The 25,541-nt window shown below is 65.5% G+C and carries 22 protein-coding genes; 8 read left to right on the top strand and 14 right to left on the bottom strand.

Features of this window, described 5'->3' with window-relative positions; translation table 11 throughout:
- Positions 1-259: 259 nt before the first annotated feature.
- Positions 260-1,186, bottom strand: a complete 927-nt coding sequence (locus IEY38_RS09950) for a nucleoside hydrolase (RefSeq protein ID WP_188977461.1) — start codon at positions 1,184-1,186, stop codon at positions 260-262.
- A 365-nt stretch (positions 1,187-1,551) separates the two neighbouring features.
- Here IEY38_RS09950 and IEY38_RS09945 point away from each other — a divergent pair, with 365 nt between their 5' ends.
- Positions 1,552-5,004 (top strand): CehA/McbA family metallohydrolase, encoded by a 3,453-nt coding sequence (locus IEY38_RS09945; protein WP_188977459.1) that lies wholly within the window; start codon positions 1,552-1,554, stop codon positions 5,002-5,004.
- Positions 5,005-5,007: 3 nt separating this feature from the next.
- A complete protein-coding gene (locus IEY38_RS09940; protein WP_188977457.1) occupies positions 5,008-5,730 on the top strand; it encodes a hypothetical protein in 723 nt (240 codons plus the stop codon).
- A gap of 84 nt (positions 5,731-5,814) precedes the next feature.
- On the opposite strand, the gene IEY38_RS09935 is transcribed toward IEY38_RS09940, so the two are convergent.
- Positions 5,815-6,009, bottom strand: coding sequence for a XapX domain-containing protein (locus IEY38_RS09935; RefSeq protein ID WP_004518274.1), 195 nt, complete (start codon positions 6,007-6,009; stop codon positions 5,815-5,817).
- A gap of 459 nt (positions 6,010-6,468) precedes the next feature.
- Between IEY38_RS09935 and IEY38_RS09930 the strand changes: the two genes are divergently transcribed.
- The 3 genes from IEY38_RS09930 to IEY38_RS09920 all read left to right on the top strand — a co-directional run bounded on the left by IEY38_RS09930 (position 6,469) and on the right by IEY38_RS09920 (position 9,198).
- A complete protein-coding gene (locus tag IEY38_RS09930) occupies positions 6,469-7,509 on the top strand; it encodes a zinc-binding dehydrogenase (protein WP_170097701.1) in 1,041 nt (346 codons plus the stop codon).
- Between the two features lie 371 nt (positions 7,510-7,880).
- Entirely contained in the window at positions 7,881-8,654 is a 774-nt protein-coding gene (locus IEY38_RS09925) for a CbiX/SirB N-terminal domain-containing protein (protein WP_188977455.1), read from the top strand.
- A gap of 76 nt (positions 8,655-8,730) precedes the next feature.
- Positions 8,731-9,198 (top strand): DUF2062 domain-containing protein, encoded by a 468-nt coding sequence (locus IEY38_RS09920; protein WP_188977453.1) that lies wholly within the window; start codon positions 8,731-8,733, stop codon positions 9,196-9,198.
- Positions 9,199-9,222: 24 nt separating this feature from the next.
- Here the strand turns inward: IEY38_RS09920 and IEY38_RS09915 are convergent, their stop codons facing one another.
- The 3 genes from IEY38_RS09915 to cobN all read right to left on the bottom strand — a co-directional run bounded on the left by IEY38_RS09915 (position 9,223) and on the right by cobN (position 14,701).
- Positions 9,223-9,981: a cobalt-precorrin-7 (C(5))-methyltransferase gene (locus tag IEY38_RS09915; protein WP_188977451.1), complete on the bottom strand. Its 759-nt coding sequence runs from the start codon at positions 9,979-9,981 to the stop codon at positions 9,223-9,225.
- A 66-nt stretch (positions 9,982-10,047) separates the two neighbouring features.
- Entirely contained in the window at positions 10,048-10,773 is a 726-nt protein-coding gene (locus tag IEY38_RS09910) for a precorrin-8X methylmutase (protein WP_188977449.1), read from the bottom strand.
- Complete coding sequence (gene cobN / locus IEY38_RS09905) at positions 10,763-14,701, bottom strand: cobaltochelatase subunit CobN (protein WP_188977447.1); 3,939 nt, start codon at positions 14,699-14,701, stop codon at positions 10,763-10,765. The genes IEY38_RS09910 and cobN overlap by 11 nt, the downstream gene beginning before the upstream one ends.
- 35 nt (positions 14,702-14,736) lie before the next feature.
- On the opposite strand from cobN, the gene IEY38_RS09900 reads away from it, so the two are divergent.
- The 3 genes from IEY38_RS09900 (at position 14,737) to IEY38_RS09890 (ending at position 17,875) form a co-directional block, all read left to right on the top strand.
- Entirely contained in the window at positions 14,737-16,893 is a 2,157-nt protein-coding gene (locus IEY38_RS09900; protein WP_188977444.1) for a VWA domain-containing protein, read from the top strand.
- Between the two features lie 65 nt (positions 16,894-16,958).
- The gene (locus IEY38_RS09895; protein ID WP_188977443.1) at positions 16,959-17,165 is read left to right on the top strand and encodes a CbtB domain-containing protein; all 207 of its coding nucleotides are present in this window, start codon (positions 16,959-16,961) and stop codon (positions 17,163-17,165) included.
- Positions 17,165-17,875: a CbtA family protein gene (locus IEY38_RS09890; RefSeq protein ID WP_188977441.1), complete on the top strand. Its 711-nt coding sequence runs from the start codon at positions 17,165-17,167 to the stop codon at positions 17,873-17,875. The genes IEY38_RS09895 and IEY38_RS09890 overlap by 1 nt, the downstream gene beginning before the upstream one ends.
- Before the next feature lie 12 nt (positions 17,876-17,887).
- Here IEY38_RS09890 and IEY38_RS09885 read toward each other — a convergent pair whose 3' ends face one another.
- The 9 genes from IEY38_RS09885 to IEY38_RS09845 all read right to left on the bottom strand — a co-directional run bounded on the left by IEY38_RS09885 (position 17,888) and on the right by IEY38_RS09845 (position 25,524).
- Complete coding sequence (locus IEY38_RS09885) at positions 17,888-18,568, bottom strand: Rnase Y domain-containing protein (protein WP_188977439.1); 681 nt, start codon at positions 18,566-18,568, stop codon at positions 17,888-17,890.
- A 149-nt stretch (positions 18,569-18,717) separates the two neighbouring features.
- Positions 18,718-19,989, bottom strand: a complete 1,272-nt coding sequence (locus IEY38_RS09880; protein WP_188977437.1) for a PQQ-like beta-propeller repeat protein — start codon at positions 19,987-19,989, stop codon at positions 18,718-18,720.
- Positions 19,982-20,353 (bottom strand): DUF3209 family protein, encoded by a 372-nt coding sequence (locus IEY38_RS09875; protein ID WP_188977435.1) that lies wholly within the window; start codon positions 20,351-20,353, stop codon positions 19,982-19,984. Before IEY38_RS09875 ends, IEY38_RS09880 begins: the two co-directional genes overlap by 8 nt.
- 23 nt (positions 20,354-20,376) lie before the next feature.
- Positions 20,377-21,600, bottom strand: a complete 1,224-nt coding sequence (locus IEY38_RS09870) for a CbiX/SirB N-terminal domain-containing protein (protein ID WP_188977433.1) — start codon at positions 21,598-21,600, stop codon at positions 20,377-20,379.
- On the bottom strand, positions 21,597-22,256 hold the full coding sequence (locus tag IEY38_RS09865) for a cobalamin biosynthesis protein (RefSeq protein ID WP_188977431.1): 660 nt from the start codon (positions 22,254-22,256) through the stop codon (positions 21,597-21,599). The genes IEY38_RS09870 and IEY38_RS09865 overlap by 4 nt, the downstream gene beginning before the upstream one ends.
- Positions 22,253-22,525, bottom strand: a complete 273-nt coding sequence (locus IEY38_RS09860) for a ferredoxin (RefSeq protein ID WP_188977429.1) — start codon at positions 22,523-22,525, stop codon at positions 22,253-22,255. The genes IEY38_RS09865 and IEY38_RS09860 overlap by 4 nt, the downstream gene beginning before the upstream one ends.
- Entirely contained in the window at positions 22,525-23,610 is a 1,086-nt protein-coding gene (gene cobJ / locus IEY38_RS09855; RefSeq protein ID WP_188977427.1) for a precorrin-3B C(17)-methyltransferase, read from the bottom strand. The genes IEY38_RS09860 and cobJ overlap by 1 nt, the downstream gene beginning before the upstream one ends.
- A gap of 2 nt (positions 23,611-23,612) precedes the next feature.
- The gene (locus IEY38_RS09850) at positions 23,613-24,539 is read right to left on the bottom strand and encodes a precorrin-3B C(17)-methyltransferase (protein ID WP_188977425.1); all 927 of its coding nucleotides are present in this window, start codon (positions 24,537-24,539) and stop codon (positions 23,613-23,615) included.
- A 220-nt stretch (positions 24,540-24,759) separates the two neighbouring features.
- Positions 24,760-25,524, bottom strand: coding sequence for an SDR family oxidoreductase (locus IEY38_RS09845; protein ID WP_188977423.1), 765 nt, complete (start codon positions 25,522-25,524; stop codon positions 24,760-24,762).
- Positions 25,525-25,541 lie beyond the last annotated feature (17 nt).

The raw sequence follows: 25,541 nt of genomic DNA, 5'->3' as shown, positions 1-25,541 counted from the left end.
AACTTTTATATAAAATGTTTGCCGGGATCGATCTCGATAAGCGTCCGACAATCGATCGACACAGACGCTGGTGCGGGACTCTGGCGCAAAATGAGCAACAGAAGTTGTGCCATATTTCACCCAGTCGGCAATGGCACAGTAGAGGAGTCGGACACGCGTGATAAAACGGTTCAGTCGTGTTTCCGTGGTCTGGTTTCGATGTAGTTTCACATCGCTCTAAGAGGAATTTATACTAGCAAAACCGCACAGCAAGCAGCTGTTACTGTGTCGCGTAGGCCTGAAGCCCCGTTTCAAGGACATCCCGATAACGGGCCACATCGATGTCAACAGCGACACGACTGTTAGGGTCGTTGTCGGTCGTGCCGTGCTCGTCGCAGATGACGGCCCCGTGGCAGGGGCCACCGGTCGTGTCGACCTCGAGGTAGTACTCCTCGAAGGTGAGCACCGAGTCGTCGATGAGGTCGGCGACGACAGCGGCGTCGTGGATGGCCGGCGCGTCGGCCAGCGGGTAGGTCCCGGAGTCGGGCCGGTAGTCGAGCCACTCAGCCACGGTCGCTCGGACGCCACCAGCCGTGCGGAACTCCTCGATGAACTCGGAAGAGACGGTGGCGCGGTTGGTCACATCCAGCCCGACCATCCGCGTGTTGGCGTCCTGCAGGACGCGGCTGGCCGCCGCAGGGTCGTTGTGGAAGTTGGCCTCGGCCATCGGCGTCACGTTCCCGGTCGTCATCGCCGCCCCGCCCATGAGATAGATGTCCTCGACGAGGTCGGGTAACCGGGGCTCCTTGGCCAGTGCGAGTGCCAGATTCGGAAGCGGACCGACGGCCGCGATCGTCAGTTCGTCCCCGTACTCGTAAGCGGCTTCGATGATTGCGTCGGCCCCGTGGATGTCCCGTGTATCGCCGTCGGCGTCGGGGATATCGCCGCGGAGTCCGTTCTCACCGTGAATCCACTCGGCGGTCGTGAGGTCGTCGACGAGCGGGCGGCCACAGCCCCGGGATACCGGAACGTCGTAGCCCCCGATATCCAGTATTGCGTGGGCGTTTCGGGTCGTGTTCTCGATAGTCGTGTTCCCACAGACAGTCGAAAGACCGACAACGTCGATTGCATCGTGACCGAGCGCCATCGCCAGCATGACCGCGTCGTCGCAACCAGGGTCCGTATCGAAGAAGATTTTCCGTGACATACCTTCGGAATTCCGCCCACCAGGTCTTAAAAGCTGGTACGTCCCAGTCGTGACACGGCAGCCCCGCTGTAGACAGACCGCAGTATTCTGTGGGAATCTGTTGGGCTGTCGTCGCTACCAAAATCAGTGTGTCGGAATGTGTGGCCGACAGATCAGGTGTGTCCGTCAACGCCGTCTTATACTGGCCAAGCAGTGTGATAGCAGGGGACAGCAAGGAGTAGGTCCATCCCCAGAGTCGAAATCCGAGCCATGGTTCGCAGAGCCGAGACGAAGTCGGACGGTCGTTACAGAGAACGGTCAGTCTCCGGAAACAGTGCGTCTATCACAAATTTTAACTATATAGTCATAATACTGTACAGGAAGTGATGGATAGAAATCGCATACGGCCAGTACTACTCAGCGTACTACTCGTTTTGTCGGTTGTCAGCACCGGCTTCCTCGGAAGCGCCGCTGCTGCACCGAGCGAACAAAACGAGCTGGCAACGGCGAACAGTCAGACAGCAACACAGACGGCCTCGGGTGGTGGGGCGACCTGTCAGCTGGACCGTAGTTGTCCAGTTCCTGACAATTCAGTCGATCTCAACAACAGCGGTGCCGGGGTCGACGTGTTGATCGACGGGAGTCATCAGGGCTCGACGTTCACGAAGTTCGCAAACCGACTCAGCGAACGCGGGTACGACGTCGACACGAAGCGGTCGACGTCAGGCGGGCTAACCTCGTGGAACAGTTCGGCCGCGAACGGGCTGTCGGACTACGACGTAGTCATCATTCCCGTCCCCCAGACAGCCTATAGCGAGGCCGAACAGGAGGCGATCGACGAGTACGTCAGAAACGGCGGCAGCCTGTTCGTCGTCGGGGAGTGGACCTCACCACTGCAGGGCCACGCCGGCAAGCTCAACGACATTACCGACCCGTACGGACTCCACTTCAACGGCGAGAGCGACAAGTGGCTCCGGAACATTCAGGACCCGACCAACAAGACAGTCGAAGACTACGAGTGGCGAGTTGTGCTCCACAACACGGGCCAGCATCCCATAATGAACAACGTCGACACCGTGGAGTACGACGGCGTCAGTCTCAACGTGACCGATACCGAAAACGGGACACAAGCCCCGTTGCTGTACGGTGACAGCGATACCTACGAGTACACCTACTCCACGACAGAGAAGGAGTACCCCCGTGGCGAGCGCATCGTCGGTGCAGCCGCGACGTGGGACATCGGTAACAACGGCCGCGTCGTCGCCTTCGGCAGCCAGAAGTCGGTCACGACGTATCTCACCGACGAGTGGCAGGCCGAACACCAGCAGACCGATACGCGGCCGTTCCTCTTCCGGACGGTGAAGTGGCTGGCCTCGTCGGGCCACGTCGAGCGACCGGACAAGCCGGTCGCCGTCACCGGCGAGCGAGTCAAGGGCGGCGAGACGCCGGCGAACGAGACGATCGTCCTGAAAAACAGCGAAGTCGCCGCCGCCATCGGCACCGAGACGAACGGTCCCTTCGGCACGCTGCCGGGCGGTATCTACGACGCCAACGCGTACGGGCTGACGACCGACCAGATCGGCGTCGCCGAGTTCGCGTTCAACAACTTCGGGACGTGGCCCGTCTACGAATCCTTCGAGCGCCAGAACGCCACCGGGCCAAACGGCGCAGCAGTCGTCACCGCGACTGGTCACGTCAGTACGAATCCGAACGTCTCGATTACGACGACGTACACCCTGCCGGCCAACTCCAGCCATATCTGGATTAACACCACGATGGAGAACGGTGGCGACCAGCGCCTCCCGGTCAACGATTCCGAGCGCCTCCAGAGCGGGGCCGCACTGAGTTCCGAGGGGCAGTCGACCTGGCTCCCCGGTTCGGGGACAGTCGAGGAGACGCGCTCGCCGCCGGTGAGTGCCGACACGCTCGACCAGCCCTGGGCTGCGCTCACCGGTGACCGCGTGAGCTACGGTGTCTGGGGCGGGAACGGCTCCTTCACCTCGTACACGGGTTCCACGACCTGGGTTGACCCGTGGCTCGAACACCGCCTCGATCCCGGCGAAACGCGGTCGGCGGAGTTCGCCTTCTTCGTCGGCGAGGACGGTTCAAGTAGCGCGACCAGCGAGTACTACAACAAGCAGCAGGGAACCGAGACGGGGACGGTGACCGGCAGCATCGAAAGCACGGACAACGAGTCCGTCTCACAGGCCACAGTCACCGCCTCGAAGGGCGACCGTGCGTTTACCTACACCGTCGGCTCGGAGACGGGAACGTACGACCTCGAACTCCCCGCCGGCGAGTACACGCTAACGGCCGATGCCAGCGGGTTTGCGGCATCGGAGCCCAAATCCGTCACCGTCAGCAGCGGTGAAGCGTCGACCGCCGACTTCGACTCGCTGGAGGGGCCGGCCCCTGTCAACGTCACCGCGACGATAGACGACGAGGGCGAGGTCAGGCCCGCAGACGCCCGGATTACGGTTCTCGACGACGACACCGCGATCCAGACCGTCTACACCGAAACGACGCCGGCCGGCACGGCCTCGTTCCAACTCCCGCCCGGTAACTACACGCTGGTGTTCAACCACGGGACCGGCTACATCGCCGAACCGGTCGAGAAGAACATCTCGGTGACGCCCGGCGAGGCAGTCAGCGTCAACGCGACGTTCACCGAGGAACTGGACCCCAGCGAACGCGACTGGGTCGGCATCGACCCCCACGCCCACAGCAGCGTCAGCTTCGACGGCAAGACGCCTATCGACAACTTCGTCGCCATCCAGAAATCGGCGGGCGTCGATGCGGTGTTCATCTCCGACCACAACGCCATCGGCGGCTGGGGGTCGATGCAGTCACAGGCACAGGAGCGCGAGATCATGTTCGTCCGGAGTGAGGAGATCACCACCGGTGACCTCGGGCACTTCAACCCCTATCCGCTGCACGGCGAGGAGATGATCGACTCCGACGGGACCCTCGTGGAGTTCATCGAGGAGTCCCGCAGCCGACACAACGCGACGGTGTTCCAGATCAACCATCCGGGTGACCGCTTTGTCAGCCTCGACAGCGCGCCCGGCCAGCACGAGGAGTACCTCCCGATGGTCGACGCCATCGAGGCGTACAACGGTCCGTACGGCGAGTCCGACGCTGCCAGCGTTCAGGGGCTGTTCACCCTCTGGAACAACGGCTACGAGATCACGGCGACCGGTGTCAGCGACGACCACTGTTCGCAGTGCTTCCCGGCGAAATACGGGAGCGCCCGCACCCGGGCATACGTCGAGGGGACCGTCACGCCCGAGAAGTGGGCCCAGTCAGTGAAGGACGGGCACACGTACGCGACGTACGGTCCAGCCGTCGATTTCACCGTCGACGACAGGATGCCCGGCGAAACCGTGAACACGACCGCCGGGTCGTCCGTGGAGGCGTCCGCAACGGTCCGGAACCTCGACGAACTAGCCTACGCCGAGGTTATCCGGAACGGCACGACCGTCTCGAACGTCACGCTCGACGGCACAAACGACACCATGAGCACCGACGTTGACATCGACGGGAACGCCTGGGTCGCCTTCCGCGTCGTCGACGAGGACGGCGACCGGGCGCTGACCAGCCCGGTCTGGATTTCGGCCGAGCAGGGAGCCGAATCCGGAACGGACGGCAACGGCGAATCCGGCGGTGCCACGGCGACCGCCACGCCAGACACCGAGGACGGGTCGGCGGGAACGATGGCCGATGATACTGCAACCGCGGAGTCGGAGACGAGCGCCGCGTCCGGACCCGGGTTCACCGCCGTCGTCACGCTGCTCGCGCTCGTCGGCGCAGCGCTGCTTGCAACGCGGCGGGGGACCTGAGCCATGCGGGACACCAGCCAGCGACGGAGTCGGCGTGGGTTCCTCGGAACCCTCGCGCTGGCTGCGGTGACCAGCGCTGGCTGTAGCAGCCTCGGCGGCACCCAGAACGGCCAGCAGAGCAATACCGGAGCCAGCGGCTCAACGGTAACACCCGAGGCAAGTGACACGCCCGCACAGGCAGACGATAGGGCACATCACGACGAGGCGAACGGCCACACGCACACAGACGGCGGTCACGACCACGGCGATGGACACAGCCACGACGGTAGCGACGACGAAGCCGATATCGAAGCCGACACCGAACTCGCCGCGTTCGAGTCCAATCTGCGGAAGTGGTTCGTCGATATCGATTCCCTCGCCGTCGAAGATAGCCGAATCAGGCTGACCTACGTCACCAAGAGCACGCGCAGCCACGAACTCGCGGCCGGCATCGAAACGGTCGTCGTCTCGTTCATCCAGGCGTACACGGACGACTGGGGGGTCGATGGCCTCGATGCGGAGGTAATCGAGCCGTCCGGGGACGTGATGGGCTACTGGCGAACTGAATCGCGGTGGGTCGAACCGGTCGTCGAGGGCCACGAGACGCGGACCGCGCTGCTCGAACGGACACTCGACACGTACCACGGCCGCCTCACTCGCGATCACGACCACGGGGAAGCCGAAACCGACCACAGCGGGAACGAAAACACTCACCAGCACAACGGGACCGAGCACGCGGACCACTGACGGCGGTAGTGTAGTCACTGCCGTCGTCGCCGTTCTGGGCGCGAAATGTGAGACGATTCGGTTCGAAAAGAGCCGTGTCGTTGCTCAGACCTTCAGCAGCGACAGCAGGCTGACGCCAACGTCGAAGTACTCGATGAGGCGATAGCCGACGAGGATTCCAAGGATTCCCATGACACCGGCGAGGTTCGGTGGGGCCGGAATTGGAACATCCAGCAGTCCGAACACGACACCGGTAGCGACGCCGGTCATCGTCGCGACGATAACAAGTGAGAGATTCATCGGTCGGTCACCACTGTCCTGCAGCGAGGACCGACGCAGTCGCGTGTCGGAGCGACCTGAGAGCGGCCGATGGGTGTGTTTGAAGTGTGTGCCATTGGTGGCGTAAGGAACGGATTCAAGCGGTAAGTATGCTCCTCATCGAGCCAGCAGTGGTGAATAGTAACACACACCAACCAAGGTAAATATATAGCACCTAGAAGTACATCCAAATACCCGAGTTCATCGAAATTTGGCAGTCTTATTCTCGTATTACTCAACGATATCCCGCTATATAAGAGTATAATATAGCAAAAAGGAGCGGAACGAGAATATGCGGCCCACTGTGTAAACAAATAGTCCCTAAAGAAACAGAGTATAGAAAAGACGCACACAAATTGATGGGGTCCGAGTAGACCAACCACGACCAGAATAGCCTCCAGGAGGCTGGCGTTTATAACCAAGCCACGGGAAGTGATGACGATGCAAGCCGTTCAGTTCGACAGTCACGGCGACCGTGATGTACTCGAGTATGGCGAGTTTCCCGACCCCGAACCGGGCCGCGACGAGGTGGTCATCGACGTGAAGGCGGCCGCGCTGAACCACCTCGACATCTGGACCCGGCGCGGGCTTCCCGGCATCGACCTCGATATGCCACACATCCCGGGCAGTGACGCCGCGGGTGTCGTCGACGAGGTCGGCGACGGCGTCTCGCGATTCGAACCGGGCGACCGCGTCGCCGTCCTCGCCGGCAAAAGCGGCGGGGGCGACGAGTTCAGTCGAAAGGGTGACCAGACACTCGCGCCGGATTTCCACATCATCGGCGAACACGTCCGGGGCGTCCACAGCGAGTACGCCGCCGTGCCGGCGGAGAACCTCACACCGGTCCCGGAGGGCGTCGACTGGGAGACAGCCGCCGCGTCGCCGCTGGTGTTCCAGACCGCCTGGCGGATGCTGCGCGACCGCGGCGACCTGAAGGCCGGCGAGTCCGTCCTCGTCCTCGGTGCCTCCGGGGGCGTGGGCCACGCCGCCGTCCAGATCGCCGACCACGCCGGCGCTGAGGTGTTCGCGACCGCCAGCAGTCAGGAGAAGCTCGACTACGCCGAGGAACTGGGCGCGGACCACACGATCAACTACGAGGAGACGGACTTCGCGGGCGAGATCCGGGACCTGACTGACGGCCGCGGCGTCGACATGGTCGTCGACCACATCGGCGCACAGACCTGGCAGGACTCGCTCAAGAGCCTCGTCAAGGGCGGCCGGGTCGTCACCTGTGGCGCGACCACCGGCGGCAATCCGGAGACAGACATCAACCGCATCTTCTGGAACCAGTTGCAGGTCATCGGCTCGACGATGGCCACGCCGGGACAGGCCGACGAAGTGCTGGACTTGGTCTGGCAAGGGGAGATGGAACCGCGAGTCCGCGAGACGCTGCCGATGAGTGAAATCGCGCGGGCACACGAGATAATCGAGGATCGCGAGGGCTTCGGGAAGGTCGTGGTCGTTCCCGACAGCGAACTGTAGGCCGCCCTCTCGTTTTTGTCATTACTCCGCTCAAAAGCTGGCTGTCGCGAACCGATCGAAGAGGGCCGAGTGCTACCGCAGCATTGTTCCGAGAATGCGTATCACGACTGCGCCGGTCAGGGTAACGCCGGCGATAATTAGATCGAACTCGCCGCGAGTAACCATCCCGAGGCCGACACGCATCAACCGGCGTAGGGCGACTGGGATTGCAGTCGAGCGTCGATACGACCTGCTTTTCAATGCGCTGAACAGACGGCCGTCGATAGCCGATACGACGGGGGACCCAAAGGTATTAGTGGGTTCCTGCCAACCTTCAGGCAAGCCAACTTTCGCTAAAACAACTCAACTTGTTTTAGCGTTGGGAGCTACCAATGCCACACGACACACTCCTGCTCATCGGTCGGGACACGTCACGCGCTACGCCCTACGAGACACACGCTCGCCGTCTGCGCGAGCGCGGAGTAGCCACCGACGTGACGGTGCTGACCTACGACCACGAACCCCGTCGGGAGTTACGCGACGAACTGGTAGCCATCGACGCCGACCGCGTGTTCGCGCTGCCGATGACCGTCGCGCACGACCATGCGACAGTCACGGACGTGCCGGCGGTACTCGACGAGGTTGACGCCGAGATGCACTACTGTGAACCAGTCGGCCGAAGTCCGCTGTTGACCGAAGCGCTCCGGGACCGCGCCGCTGCTGCAGTCCCGGAGGCCGCCGACTCCTCTGTCGCACTCGTCGCCTTCGGCTCCAGCGGCAAGCCGTATCAGCGTCAGGTGACGGAGTACCACGCCGAGCGCTTGCGCGAGCGTTCGGCCTTCGGCGAGGTCGAACCGTGCTATCTGCTCCAGAACCCCGCCGTCGAATGCGTCAGGTACAACCTCACCCACGACCACGCCGTCGCCGTACCGCTCTTTCTCGCTCCGAGCGACGCGACGGAGACACAGATTCCCGCCAAACTCGACCTTGACAGGGGCGGACTCGCCTACACTGACACGCTGGACGACCACCCGCTTGTCACCGAAGCCATTGCAACCGCCGTCGAGACGGCACGGACGATGGCAGACACACGTACCCCACAGACCTTCGAGGCGACGCTGGCTGCCACAAACCGGCCGATGGCGACCGACGGCGAGGGCGATTAGGGCTGTCGCAGCGGCAGAACCGGGAGCGACGAACGAGAGGAAGCGATTTGTACCCACGGTACGTTCTGGCACGTAGATGGTTCGCCGACGAGTAGCGCAGACGCGGGACCAGATCAAAGAGAAGCTAGTGGCCGCGCTGATAGAAGACCACTCTCCGCGAGAGGTCGCTATGAGCTTCAGCGTCGGCGTGTTTCTCACCGCACTACCGACGCTTGGCACTGGGTTCATCGCCTTCCTCGTCCTCGCGTACCTGTTCAGACAACTCAGCAAGGTCGCGCTGTTTGCCTCGGTGCTGATACTCAATCCGCCGGTCAAGTGGGGCGTGTACGCGACGAGCTTCTGGCTCGGCAACCGGATTCTGGGGCCGGTACCCGGGCTGTCATTCGACGGTGTGTCAATGTCGATGGGTGGTGACGTGCTGGTCCGACTGTGGACGGGGAACGTCATCCTGGCCGTCGTGTTCGCCGCTATCGGATACGTGCTCGCGTTCCGGTTGATCAACGAGTACAGGCGACGGCAGGGACAGACAACTGCAGTTAGCTAAGCAAGACTGGAGCGGGGACCTGCATCACTCCCGCCGGACGACGAACACGGACAGGTCTGAGAACTGCGTGTCGTCCCTGCTGTCACCGCCGGCATCCTCCGCGAGATCACCGAGCGTCGTCGCGGTCCGGGCCTCGTCATCATGGGTGAGGCGCTCGTAGACCAGCGCCGGCAGATCGGGATCGCCGCCGGCATCCAACAGCTCGGAGGCGATGTCCTCGGGCATCAGGTCGAACGGGCGCGGGAGGACGAGCAGGTGTCGGTCGCCCACGTCGCTCCGAAGCCGGTCGAGATCTGCCGAGAGATCACCGCTCTTGTGTAGCGTGACAAAGGTCGTGTCCTCCATCGGTGTTCGGGCACGGCTGGCGGCGATCTGCAGCGAGGAGATGCCCGGAACGACGCGGACGGGGCGGTCGACGGCACGCTGGACCTTCCCGACAAACTGGTAGCCCGAGTGGTTCGGGTCGCCCATCGCGACCGCGGTCCCGCGCTCGCCGTCGGCTACGCGCTGGGCGAAAGCGTCCAGCGTGTCAAGTTCGTCGCGGTAGCCACAGGTCAGCAGGTCCGCATCGGTCCGGTCGGCAACGAAGTCGACCACCGTCTCGAAGCCGACGACGACGTCGGCCTCGCGGATCGCCTGCTCACCGCACGGCGTCAGGAAGTCAGGGTTCCCCGGGCCAATGCCGACGGCGTGGACCGGCCCGTCCGCGTCGGGGTCCTCGGGCGTGCTCGCCGCAATATCGGCCGGGTCCGGTCCGGAGTCAAGATTGTAGTCGTCAGCCATCCAGCGAAACTCCTCCCTCACGGCTCGCGGGTCGTTCCTCCCCGCTCGCTCGTTCCGAGAGTGTGGTCATAGATCGACCACACCCTCGCGCACGTCCGACGCCACGTGCACCAGTTCGTTCGTCAGCCCGGCGGCCAGCCCGCTCCCGCCGCGGCGGCCGACGTTCGTGATGGTCGGGACACCATGCTCGGTGGCGACCTCCCGGAGCCGTTCCCGGCTCTCGGCGGCCTTGACGAAGCCGACCGGCGTGGCGACGACCACCGCCGGGCGCGTGCCGTCCTCGATACAGTCCGCCAACGCGAGTGCAGCCGTCGGCGCGTTCCCGACGACGGCGATGGCCCCGTCGTAGACGCCCTGCTTGTCGAGTTCGAGCACCGACGCGGCCGTCCGGGTCATCCCGGTTTCGGCGGCCAGTTCCGCGCCGTTACCGATGGCCTTCTGGACCGGGCAGTCGTGGCCGCGACCGGTGATGCCGGCCTTGACCATCGTGATGTCGGTGACGATGGGCTGTTCATCGAGGACGGCGCGCGCCCCAGTACGAATCGGTTCGTCGTCGTCCGTGCCGGTGAACCGGACCAGGTGCTGGAACTCGGGGTCGCCGGTCGCGTGGACGGACTTCTGGCGAATCCGGTCGGCCAGCGTCTCGTCCGGGACGAGTTCGCGCACGCGGTCCATCGACGTCTCCGCGATGTCCATCGCGTTCGAGGTGGTCGCGCCGAGGTCGGCGTACTCCTCAAAGTCATCGTCGCTGTTCGCGTCACCGTCTGTCGCATCGTCCGTGTTAGTCGTCATCTGAAGTCACCTCCTCGTCCTGCTCGCGGGTCGCACTGCTCCCCGCTCGCTCCTTCGGAGAGCCTCGCTCCGGACCCCCCGTCGCTCGGCTCTCCAAGTCACCGTCCACTTCCAGATTCAGGTCCCGCAGGCGGTCCCGAGTCTCGTCGTCAGCGTCCCAGAGCCCGCGGTCGATAGCTTCGAGTAACGTGTCGGTGATCGAGTCCAGCGCCCAGGGGTTCACGTCCCGGAGCCAGTCTTGACGGTCCTCGTCGAAGGCGTAGCGCTCGGCCACGTCCTCCCAGAGGGTATCGCTGACCACGTCGGTCGTCGCGTCCCAGCCCAGCACCACATCGACCGTCGTCGAGAGGTCACCAGCGCCCTTGTACCCGTGTTCTTCCATCGAGTCGAGCCACGAAGGGTTGAGTACGCGTGCGCGCATCGCCTTGCGGACTTTCTCCTCGTTGGTGTAGACATCAACGTTGTCCGGGTCCGAGGAGTCCCCGACGTAGGAGTTCGGTTCCTCGCCCGCAATCTCGGTCACTGCGGAGATGAAGCCGCCGTGGAAGGCGTACCAGTCCGAGGAGTCGAACTCGTCTTGTTCGGCGGTGTCCTCGATCTTGACCGTCGCGTCGACCGAGGAGAGACGGCGCTCGAAGGCGTCGTGGGCGTCGCTCACCCGGCCGCGCGACCCCATCGCGTAGCCGCCCCACTGGACGTACACGTCGGCGAGGTCAGAGCGGTCGTCCCAGTTGCCCTCGTCGACAGCCTTGTTCGTCCCGGCTCCGTATCCGCCGGGCCGGGTCGTAAAGACGCGGTGTTTCGCGGCGCTCTCGGCGTCGCCTTCGTCCATGCCATCGGCGACGAGGTCGTCGGTCTCCTCCTCGACGTGTTTCTTCACGTAGTTCATCTCGTGGGGTTCGTCGAGATCGACAACGGCGTCGACGGCGTCGTGGACGACCCCCGCAGCCGCCGGGAACGCATCGCGGAACAGGCCGGAGACACGCGTCGTCACGTCGATGCGAGGGCGTCCGAGTTCCTCAAGCGGAATCGGCTCCACGTCCTCAACGCGGCCGGCGTCGGACCAGACCGGTTCGACGCCCATCAGCGCGAGCACCTGTGCAATGGTCTCGCCGCGAGTCCGAACAGTCGGTGTGCCCCAGACGACGACGCCGATCTCCTCGGGGTACTCGCCTTCGTCGGTTTCGTGGCGCTCCAGTACGCCGTCGGCGACCTCGCTGCCCACGTCCCACGCCGTCTTCGCCGGGACCTTGCGCGGGTCCAGCGTGTAGAAGTTTCTGGCTGTGGGAAGCAGGTCGACGCCGCCGCGGGTCGGCGCACCGGAGCCGCCCGGCGGGACGTACTCGCCGGCCAGCGCGTCGGCGGTACGGGGAATCTCGTCGGCCGCGCCGGCCACCCGCGGGGCCGCCTCCTCACAGATGTAGGCCAGCGCCTCGCGCAGGTCGTCGTGTGCGCCCGAACGCACGCGCGCATCGCCGAGCGGTTCAATATCCACGACGAGGAGATTCATGTTCACCTCCGAGCTGCTGTCTTCGAGTTCGCTCTCGGGCACATCGAAGTCGTGCTCGGCCAGCGTCCGGACGAGGTCCTTGCTTGTCTCGTGGACGTGGTCGGCGGCCTCGGCGTAGGTCATCCCCAGCGTCTCGTCGTACTCGCCCGGCGCGTTCCGGAGCTTGTCGTAGTCGACGCCGAGCACGCCGGCGACGCTCTCCCGCAGCGACGGCGCGCCGGGGTTCTCGAGGCGAGTCAGGGCGACCAGATAATCGACCAGCCGGTCGTCGGCCGGCGGTTCGCCCATCGTGTGCAACCCCTTCCGGATCTGCGTCGTCTTCACGTCCGTAAGGTACTCGTGAACGCGTTCGACGAGGGTGTCGATATCAAGTTCCGCACCGTCCACGGCACCCTCTGCAAGTGTCGACCCGGCTTCATCCGGACCGCGAACGTCGGCCTTCTCGTTGATCTCGCCAGCGATGCCGAGTTCCACGGCGAGGTCGAGTTCGTCCACCGTCTGGCGGATCTGCTCGGCGATGTGTTCGCCGTCGTCAGTGCGAGCGTCCTCCATGCCGGCCTCGCGGTAGCGGTCGGCCAGTTCCTCTAAGTCGGCCAGATCGTCGTACGTGCCGGCGTTGGCCATCACCGGCGTCAGGTAGTCCACGATGGCGGCGTAGGACCGTCGCTTCGCCTGCGTTCCCTCGCCAGGGTTGTTGACGATGTACGGGTAGACGTTCGGGATGTCGTCGATCAGCTGGTCCGGTGCGCTCTCGCCGTCCAGCCCGACAGTCTTGCCCGGCAGCCACTCCAGACTGCCGTGGGTCCCGAGGTGGACGACGGCATCCGTCTCGTAGCTGTTGCGGAGCCAGCGATAGAACGCGACGTAGTCGTGGGGCGGCTGGAGGTCCGAGTCGTGGTACACCTTCGAGGGGTCCATGCCGAAGCCACGCGGTGGCTGGACCGTCACAAGGACGTTGCCGAACTCCACGCCGGGAATTGCGAACGGGCGGTCCGGCGGGTCGCCCCACTCCTCGACGACGTTCTCCCGGAAGTCGTCGTCGAGCGCGTCGAACCACTCGCCGTACTGGGTCGGCGAGATGGTGTCGACACTCATTTCGCGTACGTCCTCGGGCGCGACCCAGCGGTCGTCGAGGGTGAGCTGTGCGGTCAAGCGCTCGACAAGCGACTGGCCGCTATCGGGCATCGTGTCACCGAGGTCGTAGCCACGAGCGTCAAGCTCCTCCAAGAGATTCACCGTGCTCTCGGGCGAATCCAATCCGAATGCCGTCCCGATGCCGTCGTCGCTCGGCGGGTAGTTGTGCAGGACGACAGCGACCTGCTTCTCGTTGTTGGGCGTGTGGCGCAGTTCGGCCCAGTTGACCGCCAGCCGAGCGACGTGGTCGATCCGGTCATCGATTGGGAAGTGCTGTTTCGGCGCGCTCCCGATGCCGGCGTCGTCGTCGGTCCGCTCCTTGCCCGAGATGGGGTGCGTAATGACGTTGCCGTCGAACTCCGGTAGCGCGACTGAGAGCGCGAGTTCGAAGCCCATCACGCCCGTGTCGCTGCTGTCGTAGCGCGAGCGCGAGCGCATCGTCGTCACGGTCTGGATGACTGGAACGCCGAGTTTGTCGAGGAACACATCCTCCGCGCTCTGGCCCTCGTCGTCGGCGCTGCGGCCGCGTTCGTCCATCGACAGCGAGAACATGAACGACGAGCAGACGGCATCGACGAGCGGGTTGCCGTCAGCATCGAGCAGCCACTCCTCTGTGACCTGCTCGGCGTTCCACTGGCCCTCGGCGTCGGTCGCCGGCTCGCAGAATATCGGGAGCGAGTTCGCCCCCTGTGCCTCGATGGCCCGGACCTGTGCGTCGACGTAGCGGGTGTTCTCGTGAGTCCAGTGCGATTCGTAGAACCACACGGCGACCGTCGGTTTCGACGGGTCGAACGTCGCCCGCAGGTCCTCGATGCTCGCCCCCGGATGATCAGGATGGTAGACGCCCTCCGTCGGCAGTGTCACCGGGTCGTCGTACGAGGGGTCGGCGTCGCCGTACTGCGCGACGAGGTAGCGGACACAGTTGGCAACGTTGCTCGCCCCGCCCTTGTCGAGGTAGTCGTAGACGGTCTCGCGGTGCTCGTCGGGGACCGACGTGTCCTCGAAGGCGAAGGCGTCGCCCGTCGCTTTCACCACGAGCGGGACACCGGCCTCGCGTAACCGCTCGACGGCGAGGTCGTAGCCGGGCATACTGTCCTCGGCCCCGTGGAGCCAGAGGACGACGGCGTCGGCGTCGGTCAGTTCGTCGACGAACGCCTCGACCGCTGGCTCGTCGTCAAGGTCGCTCTCCGAGCGCACGACGAGGTCGGCGTCGACCTCGCCCGCGGCCCGCTGGACGGCCCCGAGTTCGTTCTCCGTCGCGGTGTAGAGTCCTAGCTGTGGCATAACGTTATTAAATCTCCGTTTGCACTAATACAAGTATGGTTGTATTCGGCGCGGGCAAAAAAGCTTCGCAGGGACCGACGTTCGCGGCCGTCGTCGGCCAGCGCGATCTTAAGGACGGGTTGCTGGCCGTCGCGACGGACGACGACCTGGACGGCTTGCTGGTCCGCGGCGAGAAGGGAACGGCGAAGTCGACGGCGGTACGCGCACTCGCCGATCTGCTGCCCGAGCAGCGCGCCGTCGCGGACTGCCCCTACGGCTGTCCACCGAACCGGCCCGACGAGCAATGCGAGGACTGCCGGACACGCTCAGACCCGCCGGTCGAAACCCGTTCGGTTCCGCTCGTGACGCTCCCCCTCGGTGCGACGCGGGATCGGGTCGTCGGCACGCTGTCGGTTGCCGACGCGCTCGATGGCGACCACGAGTTCGATCCCGGCCTGCTCGCCCGTGCAAACCGCGGTATCCTCTACGTGGACGAGGTGAATCTACTGGACGACCACCTCGTGGACGTGTTGCTCGACGCGGCCGCCAGCGGCCAGAACCGTGTCGAGCGCGACGGCGTCACTGTCACCCACCCCGCCGAGTTCACGCTTGTCGGGACCATGAACCCCGAAGAAGGTGATCTGCGCCCGCAGTTGCGTGACCGCTTCGCCCTCCAGACCGAGGTCAGCGCCTGCGAAGACATAGACGACCGCGTCGCCATCATCAACCAAGCACTCGGAGAAAGCGGCGACGAGGAGAGACAGACCGAACCAGACCGCAGCCCGGGCGAGCGGCTGCGAACCGCGCGCGACCTGCTCCCGGAAGTCGACCTCGCCCGCGAGTTCCGCGAACAGATCGCCGAACTCTGCCGGGACGCCGGCCTCGACGGCCACCGCGGCGACATCGCCACAGCGCGGGCAGCCCGGACGTTTGCCGCGCTGGACGGGCGGACAACAGTCCTCGAATCGGACATCGAACGCGCCGCCGAGTTCGCGCTGCCCCACCGGCTCACCTCCAGGCCCTTCGAGGACGCGCCGGACGTAGACGACGTGCTCGACGACCACTTCGATGAGGGGGAGGACGAGTCGGAGAGGGAGTCCGTCGAAGACGGAGAGCGCGATGACGAGGAAAGCGACGCAGACGGCGGCGAGGAAGAAGCAGCCGGTGGCGACTCGGAAGATAGCGAAAGTGATGGAGAGGCAAGCGATGGCAACGAACAGCAGGAACAGCGACCGGACGACAGAGAACAATCCACTGAGGACGGCGACGGCGAGTCAGACGAGCGCGGCGAGCAGCCGACGCCCGCTTCGGCCGACAGCGACGGCAAGCGGCAGGAAGCAGAGGCCAGCGAGGGTGAAGACGAGGATATAGACGACGGCGAGGAGGGCGAACCCGACCGGTCAGAGGACCCGGAAAACGCCACCCCACTACTGCCGGGCCAGTCCCGTGCCGCAGTCGGCGACAGCGGCGCACCTGACGTGGACGCCCCGTCGGTCGACACGGATGGCGGGAGCGCAAGCGGCCGTGCGAGCGCGACGGGGACGAAACGCGGCGCAACGGTCCGAACCGAGCGCGCCGGCCGCGACGACGAGGTCGACGCCGCGGCGTCGGTTCGAGCGGCGGCCAGCCGTGGGAGTGGCCGCGTCGAGTCACGGGATCTCCGGAAGTCCGTTCGCGCAGGCGACGCCGAAACGCTGGTCGTGTTCGCCGTCGACGCGAGCGCGTCAATGCGCCCGGCGATGAAAGCCGCAAAGGGCACCGTGCTGGAACTGCTGAAAGACGCCTATCAGGCCCGCGATCAGGTCGCGTTCGTCACCTTCGCTGGCGAGGGCGCGGACGTGGTGCTCCCGCCCACCGACAGTGTCTCGCTGGCGGCCCGGCACCTGAAGGACCTCCCGACCGGCGACCGGACGCCGCTGCCGGATGGACTGACGGCCGCGCGCGAGGTACTCGACCGGGCGGACCCGGACGCCGGCGTCGTCGTTGTCGTGACTGACGGCCGGGCGAACACCGCCGACGGGAGTCCGGTCGCGGCGACCAGAACCGCGGCGCAGACCCTCGGTGAGAAAGCCAACCGGACTGTTGTGGTGAATGCTGGCGACGCGGGCCGCGCTGGCTTGCTCGACCTTGTTGCAGACGAAACAGACGCGTCGGTCGTCCCGCTGGATGCACTGACTGCCGACCGCGTCGATGCCGTCGCCACCGAACGATAACCCCCGAAGCCGTGTCAGGCGGAAGTTTTACAATCTTACTTGTTCTTAAGACAAACGAGATTTCAATGCAGGAGGACACTGACACCAAACACGTTGCGGATAGCGTGCACGACCGTATCGAACGCGCCAGAGCGTCGCTGACCGGCCCGCAGATCGCCATCGCCGTCGCGCTGGTGGCTGCGCTTGGCTTCACGCTGCTGTTCGTGCAGGACCCGATGTTGCACGACTCACTGCACAACTTCCGGCACAGCGCCGGCATCACCTGCCACTGATGGCGACTGACTACCTCGAACGCGGCGCGATGGCCGGCGTGGCTGGCGGGCTGGTCTACGGCCTGTTCGTCGCGACGGTCGGGAACGCCTTCACCGCCGGGCTGGAGACGTTCGAACACAGCCACGGCGGGGGCGGCCCCGTCGTCTCCGAACTCACGACGACCGTCGCGAGCATCGGCGGTGGCGTCCTCTGGGGTCTGCTGTTCGGCGTCGCGGCCTTCGGAATGGTGTACTTCTTCCTCGAACCCGCGATCCCCGGTTCGGGCGCGACGAAGCGACTGGCGCTCGCGGGAGCCGGCTTTCTCACCGTCTCCGGCGCGCCGTGGCTCGTCTTGCCGCCACAGCCACCGGGCGTCGAGCAGGCGCTCGGAACGGAGACGCGCCTCGCCTGGTACGCCGGCCTGATGGCACTGGGTGCGCTTGTCGCAGTGCTCGCCGGGCTCGCGTATCAGCGGACGGCACGCCACCACACCGCCGTTCGACTCGGGGCCATGGCGCTGCCGCTCGCGCTGCTTGCGGTTCCAGTCGCGCTCGCGCCAGCGAATCCGGTCCACGGCGACGTGCCCGCCGCGCTCGTCGCGGCCTACCGCTGGACGGTCGTGTTCGGCCAGCTAGTGCTGTGGGCCACAATCGCAGGGGTTCACGCCTGGCTCGGGGACAGCGATACCCCGGCCACAGACGACTTGGACTATCCCGCGACGGCGGACTGACGACGGCGAGACTCAGATTTTCCCGGCAACAGTCCCGAGATTCAGCGCCAGCCCGACGATACCGACAACAGCGGCGAGAGCGAGGTTCGCTGTCGTCCCACCGACGCTGAACGGGGCCGTGCCGGCCGATGCCAGCGCGCCGAACCCGATGCCGGCGACGACGAGCGCCACGCCGGCCAGCCCGACGAGCATCGTGCCAGTCGGGCCGAACTGACCGGTCGACCGGTTCGCCTCGTACCGGTCCAGCGCGTCGTGCATTGTCTCCGTGACCGACTCCTCTACGTCCGCCATCTGCCCCGAAAGGTAGGTGTTCAGCGTCTCCTCGTGCTCGTCGAGTGCCGCGGCGCGCTCGGATAACTGTGCGTCGTACTCCGTCAGTTCAGCCTCGCGCTCGTCGAGGTCGGTCTCACGGTCGTCGAGCGTGGCTTCGCGTTCGTCAAGCTGGTATTCCCGCTCGTCGAGTTCAGTCTCTCGCCGGTCAAGCTCTTCCTCGCGGGCGTCGATCTTCTCCTCGCGCCGGTCGAGTTCCGCGCTCCGCTGGTCGAGGCCCATCTCCCGCTCATTGAGTCGGCGTTGCATCTGCGCGAACTCCCGCTCGCGCTCGGTTGGGCGGTCGTCGACGGTGCTGTCGTCGGCATCGGAGTCCGCGTCCGCCGGTGCCTCCTCGTGGTCCGCGTCTGTGTCATTGGCCATATTGGGCTCCCGTACCGAGGCGCTACGGCCAGCGAACGGTTAGTTTGACACCACATAACACAGTAACCGGAGCCAAACCGGGGGCATCGCATCCATGCAAAAGATCGTCAGTACGGTTCGCTACCGGTTCAGGTCACTACGTCGCCACGTCAGGGACGCGAGCGGGCCGTCTCGCTCTTCACCCCAACCCGATGCAACCGGTACGCGCCGCGCTCGTGGCCCTCGTCGTGGTAGACGACCGGTTCCTCGACGGCAACAGCGGTTCCATCATCGACTGCGGCCGCCGTCACGACGCCATCGGTGTCCAGCGTATCGATAGGGCCATCGACGACATCGAACAGTCGAAGCGCGTGGTCGTCGGCGTCACGGTCCCGGAAGTTCTGCGCGCCGGGAACAGCCAGCAGTGAGCCGTCAGTCCCCAGCCCGCTGGCGAACCCACCAACAGGCGCGTCCCAGCGGCGGTCGCCATCGAGCGAGACGCCGATAGCGGTATGCTCGCTCGGATGCCGCGCGTCCGTCTCGCGGCCGTCCTCGGGGTAGGTGTTGCCGGTGACGAACACCGCGCCTTCGTCCGTCGCGTGGGCGTGGTTCGGATACGCGTAGACGGTGTCGCCGGCCACGTCGGTCGGTGTCGCCAGCGGGACGCGCCAGCGCTCCCGGCCGCCGCTGTCGAGGCGGTAGCCGCAGTAGTCTCCGTGGCTGGAAACGATAGCACCGTCAGCCACCAGTGCAACGTCGCCGACGCGGCGCTGGCCGTCGGTTCCGGGATCCCACATCCAGCGCGGATCGCCGTCGTCGGCGTCGAGGACGGCGAGGCCGTGCTGGTGGTCGCCGGGACACCGGTTGTACGCGACGGCGACGCGGTTCCCGTCGGCGTCGAGTGAGATGGGGGAGCCGTCGGTCCGGTAGGTCCAGTCGACAGTGCCGTCAGGCGAAAAGGCATAGACGACGCTCTCGAAGTGGCGGAGGTCGTTCCCGTCGTCGTCGGTCCGGCGTTCGTATCGCCGGGCAGCGGCGTAGCAGCGGTCACCGTCGGTGGCGAGGCTGGCGACGAAGGGGAGCAGAAATCTGGTGTCCTGCTGAGCCTCGCCCAAATCCGTCCTCGTTTCGTACCGCCATCGCAGGTCTCCATCAGCATCGTGACAGCGGATTTCGCCGCGGGCGCTACGTTCGCCAACGACGAGGCCGCCGTCGAAGGGCTCCGCTGCGACGACGCTCGGTTCGCCATCCGTGTTGTACTGCCAGCGCCGGTGTAGCGGACCGGCGTCCGCCGACACGTCGAACGCCCGCAGGTCCCCGTCAGCGGTGCCGACGACCGCGATACCATTGGTTAGCGTGACCGTCGAGCGGCGGCCCTGATGGCGCGAGCGGGCCGGCGCTACGTCCCCGAGGTCGGCGGTCGGGGCGCGCTGGCTACTCATCGACCGGGAAGGCCTCGTGGAGTACGTCGTGGGCCTCTCCGAGCCCGGCGAGGACATCCTCGCCCTGCATGGTGATGCGCGACACCGCCCGCTCGGCGTCTCGTACGGCGACGAGTCGACCACGGAGGTAGTCGTACTCGGGGTCGTCTTCAGGGGTTGCGGCGATCTCCTCTTCGAGATCCACGAGCGCGGCGTCGAGGTGGCGCTCGATCCCGGCGAGCGTCTCCGCGCCCGCAAGGGCCTCTATCGGGCCGGTCATGTGGCCCTCCAGCTCCTGTTCCGCGTGCTGGCGCGCGTGGTCGTCTTCGGTACCGAGAACGTTCATGAGGCCCAGTCGGAGGGCCTCGATTTCGTAGCAGCTCATATGTGTATTGAATCGGTGTGTTTTCAGAGCGTCTGATCGACCAGTTCGCTCACGATGCGGCCGCGGTCCAGATGTGAGGAGACAATCTCGGCGGCGTCCTCGTCCTCGACGCCGCCGTACCAGACGCCGTCGGGGTAGACGGCGACCATCGGCCCCTCGCCACAGCGGCCGAGACACGACGACCGCGTGATGCGGGCGTCACATTGGTCGCTGTCGCGGGCGGCCTGCCGGAGCCGTTCGAGGACCGCCGGCGCGCCGTCCTGGGCGCAGGTCTGGTTCGTACAGACCGCGACGTGTTTCTCTGGGGCGTCGTGGACGTGCGGGTCGTCGTCGACGTTCTCACGGTCGGCGTGTTCGGCCTGATGGGTCAGCGCCCGGAGCATCGCGCGAGCGCCGCCCTGGTCCTCCTCATAGCCGTCGAGTTCGACCTTGTACTTGCAGGTGTCACAGGACATCTCGACGCTCCCCGTTCTCGCTTCCTGCCAGCGGTCGCCAAGCACGTCCAGCAGGCGCGTGTCGGTCCCGAGCGGTTCGCCCGGTGCGGCGTCGACGTAGGGGTATTCCTCGTCGAACTCGTGTGCGCCGTCTTTGATTCGTCCGGTCAGCACGCCGTCACCGAGCATGTACGGGATGACGACAACGGCGTCGGGCCGGCTCTTGGCGATGTCGTGCAGGGTGTCATCGAGCAGCGGTTCGGTAACGCCGATGAACGACGCCTCGACCCGCGAGAACTCGCGGCCCTCGTACAGCAGCCGGGCGAGCTTGTGTACGTCGGCGTTGGCGTCCGGGTCGCTGGAGCCACGGGCACAGACGACAGCGGCTACTTCGTCTTCCTCCCGGTCGACGCCGAGTTCGGCCTCGACGGCCGCCGCACGGTCGTCCAGCAGGTCCAGCAGGGCCGGGTGGACGCCCAGGTGTGCGCCGTTGTTGATGGTCAGTTCGGGGTGGGCCTCGCGGGCCTGCTCAACAGCCAGCGGCACGTCGTTTTTGACGTGGCTGGCGGCAAACAGTGAGAGGTGGACCACGGATACCTGCGAGACGGCTCTGGCCAGCCCCGCGATGGCCTCGTCGATGGCCGGCTCGGCCAGTTCGAGAAAGGCCGCGTCGACCGGGATACCGAGTCGGCCTTCCAGTTCGACCGCAAGATCGCGGACCTGTTCGTTCGACTTCTCGCGCCGAGAGCCGTGGCCGACCAGCAGCACCGCTTCGTCGTCCAGCGTATCGGGCGCAGTGATAGCCTCGCTCATCGGACTCGTTCGATGCTTTCCCGGAGCTTGCGCCGCCGGCTCGGCGCGAACAGCCCCGTCTCTTCGCTCCCCTCGTACAGCCAGTCGCCGAGGGCAGGTGCCGCGTCGTCGTCCACGCCGAACCAGTAGCCCGACGACGTCTCCGAGAGATCGTCGTAGGGCGCATCGACCGGGCAGCGGTCAAGCAGCGTCTGAATCGTCCGGAGGAGGCGCTCATCGCTGTGGACGAAAGAGATGCCGACCGCCTCGTCATCGGACTTGAAACACACCGTGCCACAGCCCTCAAGCAGGCCCCGGAGGAGCTGGCGGTCGTAGTCGGCCAGCGCGTCGAAGCGGTAGCCGCCCGACTCACCGTCGAACGGGAGCCCAAGCGCGGCGCCGGCACGGTCAGCGAGGCCGCCGACGACCTGCACCGTGAACTCCTCTTCTTTGCGTGTAACCGAAGTGTCGTGGGCGTACGCCCGCTCGACGATGCGGCGGTCGGCCCGCTCCGCCCCGGCGATGGAGGCGAGCCGTCGGGCGGCCGTCTCGTCGTTCGTCCGGACGGTGATACAGCCGTCCTCACAGTCACCATCACCGGCGACCCGCCCCCAGAAGTACGCCGTCTCGGGGTGCGCTGCGAGCATGTCATTCGGTGCGCCGGTTTCGACGCTCATAGCTGGACCTCCTCGGCATCAGTCGCCGGTACGTCGACGGCCCCCGCGTCCTCCTCGACGGACTCGACGTGAATCGCGTCCAGCGGACAGGCCGCGGCGGCCTGCTCGGCGTCGTCCCGCCGGTCGTCGTCGAAGGTGGCTTCGATCGCCGTCTGGTCGTCCGTCTCGATGGCCGCGAGTCCCTCGCTATCCTCGACGAAACGGTCGTCGCGGACGAGGCAGGCGAAGACCCCGTCGCAGGCGTCGCGGTCGATAGTGATGCGGTACATTAGTAGTCGTACTTGGTCTCGTAGCCCCGCGGGGTCACCATCCGGTCGTCCCAGACGTAGGTGTCCTCGTTGCCCACGAGCAGGGTGGTAGTCATGTCAACGAGATCGGTTTCGCCGAGTTCGGGCAGTTCACCGAGTTCGACGATCTCGACTTGTTCGTCCTCGCGGCCGGCGGCGTGGACGACGCCGACGGGCGTTTTGGGGTCACGGTGTTCCAGCAGGATTTCACAACACTTCTCGTAGTTGTCCCGGCGCTTGCGGCTCCACGGGTTGTAGATAGTGATGGTAAAGCCCTCCTTGGCGGCGGCGTGGAGTCGCGACTCGATGGTCGGCATATCGGTGAGGTGGTCCGACAGCGAGATGGAGACGGTGTCGTTGACCAGCGGCGCGCCGACGCGGGCCGCACAGGACTGGGCGGCCGGGACGCCCGGAACGACATCGAAGTCGAGCATCGTCGCCGTCGCGCCCTTGGACTCGATGATCTCCAGTGCGAGGCCGGCCAGCGCGTACACGTTCGGGTCGCCACTGCCGATGATGGCCACGTCGTTGCCCGCCAGCGCGCGGTCGATTGCCTCCTCCGTCCGGGACACCTCGCCGCACATCGGCGTGTCGTAGATGTCGTCGGCTCCGTCGGTGATCTTGTCGGGCAGCAGGTCGACGTAGGTCGTGTAGCCGACGATGTGTTCGGCATCCAGCAGGGCGGAGCGGGCGCGGGCGGTCATTCCCTCCGGCTGCCCGGGACCGAGGCCGACGGCGATGAGCTGGCCCGGTTCGGCGTCGAAGTCGTCAACGGTCGCGCCGACTTCCTCCTCTTCGTCCGACTCACTGGACGATGACGCCCCGCAGGAACTACTGCTGGACGAGGACGAAGACGACGACGAGGACGCGCCACACTTCGAGGCGCTGTCGTCGCTCGTGTCCGGCGTTGTTTCGGTCGACGAACTCGCAGTACTCGCGCCGCACTTGGAGGCGGTATCGGTCTCTGTCTCCGCCTTGCTCTCTGTCTCCGAGGCGCTACGCGCCTCGCTTGCGCCGCATTTCGATTCTGTCTCGGTACTTGCGTCGGTGGTGTTGTCCGTGCTCATTGTCAGAAATCGTCGACGTCACGCCCGCCGCGCGGGGTGACGAGGAACTCTTGGTAGTCGTTGCGCCAGACTTCGGTCTCGTGGGTGCCGACGACGATGGACGAGCCCATGCCGCCGACCTTGTCATCGTGCTCGGGCAGGTCGCCAAGCGTGGTGATAGTCTCCGTCTCGTCGTCGAGATTTCGCCCAGCCTCGCCGCGGCCGGAGTCGTTGACGATAGCGGCGGGCACGTCGTCCGCCCGTTCCTCTCGGAGGACATCGACGGCCCGCTCGTAGTCGCGCCAGCAGTTATAGAGGACGACGACGAAGCCGCTGATCGCGGCCGCCCGGAGTTTCTCCTCGATTTCGTCCCAGCCGCGCCACTTGTCCGACAGCGAAATCGTACAGAAATCGTTCGACAGCGGCGCGCCGAGGTTCGCCGCCCCCGACAGCGCCGCGGTTACGCCGGGGACAATCTCGATGGGCACGTCGTCGGCGTCGTCGGCGTCGGCCATCGTAAACAGCAGGTCGGACTTCCCGTAGACGTTCGGGTCGCCGCCGGAGACGTGGGCGATGTCCTCGCCGGCGCGGACCCGCTCGAACGCCTCGCGGGCGAGTTCGACCTGTTTGCCCATCGACGACCGGATGAGCGTCTGCCGGCTGCCGTCGGGTCGCTCCAGCACGGCTCCCTCTTCGCCGGCAATTTCGCCGTCGTCGGTTTCGCCGTCGAGTTCGGCCGACTGGGGCGGGAGCGTGCCGTCCTTCCGGAGGAACTCCTGATAGAGGTTCGAGGCGATGATGCAGTCAGCGGTCTGGATGACGTCTTTCGCCCGCTGGGTCATATCGTGGGGGAGCCCCGGCCCGATGCCGACCACGTACAGCGTCCCGTAGTCGGCTGGACGCGTCGCCTCGGCCGCGGCCGCTGTCGACTGGCGTCCGTCGCTGCTCATCCTGGGTCTCCGAGAGCCGCCGTTCGAATCTCGATACTGTGGCGCATGGTGAGTACAACACCGCTTTCGCATAAAACAATTGTGCTTGTACTAGTGCAAGTGTACGTGTTGAGAGGGAGTGGTTCAGTTGTATTCGAGTTCGAGGAAGCGTCAAGAGCAGTGGCTGGTCAACCGTATCACGTCGGCGGATGGCACCGCAAAACAGGTCGATACCCCGCGGTCAGGTGTTTGTCAGCCCGCCGTCGACCACAACGCTCTCACCGTTGACGTAGGAGGCCATATCGCTGGCGAGGAACGTCGCCACGTCGGCGATCTCCTCGGGTTCGCCGAAGCGGCCCGAGGGGATGAGTTCCTTCAGCATCATCTTCTTCGTGTCGTCGATGCGCTCGTCCTTGAACATCTGGGTCTTGCTGTAGCCCGGATGGATGGCGTTGACCCGGATGTCGTAGTTGCTCAGGCGGTCCGCGAGCGCGTAGGTGAACAGTCGGACTGCGCCCTTCGAAGTGCAGTAGTTGACCAGTAGACCGGTGCCGCGGATGCCCCCGGAGCTGGACATGTTGATTACGGTGCCGCCGCCGTTCTCCCGCATCGCCTCGGTCGCGGCCTGCGCGCCGAAGAACACGCCCTTCGTGTTCACGTCCATCAACCGGTCGTAGTCCTCCTCTGAGGTCTCGTAGAAGTCCGCTATCTCCGAAATGCCGGCGTTGTTGACCATGATATCGATACCGCCCAGTTCCTCGGCCGCGGCGACGGCCACCTCCAGATCGTCGGGGTTGGTTACGTCACACTCGACGAAATGTGCCGTCCGGTCGGTCTCAGCTTCGACCAGTTCGTGGGTCGGTTCACCGCCCTCGCGGGGGTCTTCCTGTCGGTCCGCAACAATAACGTCTGCGCCGTGCTCCGCGTACCGTCGGCAGATAGCCCGGCCGAACCCGCTTGCGCCGCCCGTAACGACCGCCACCTTATCTTCGAGTAGTGTTGTCATGCGCCATTTGTCACCAC

The organism is Haloarcula sebkhae, assembly GCF_014647415.1.
Classification (GTDB): Archaea; Halobacteriota; Halobacteria; order Halobacteriales; family Haloarculaceae; genus Haloarcula; species Haloarcula sebkhae.
Note: the sequence above shows the minus strand (reverse complement) of the source record. Positions and strands in the feature narration are given on the sequence as shown.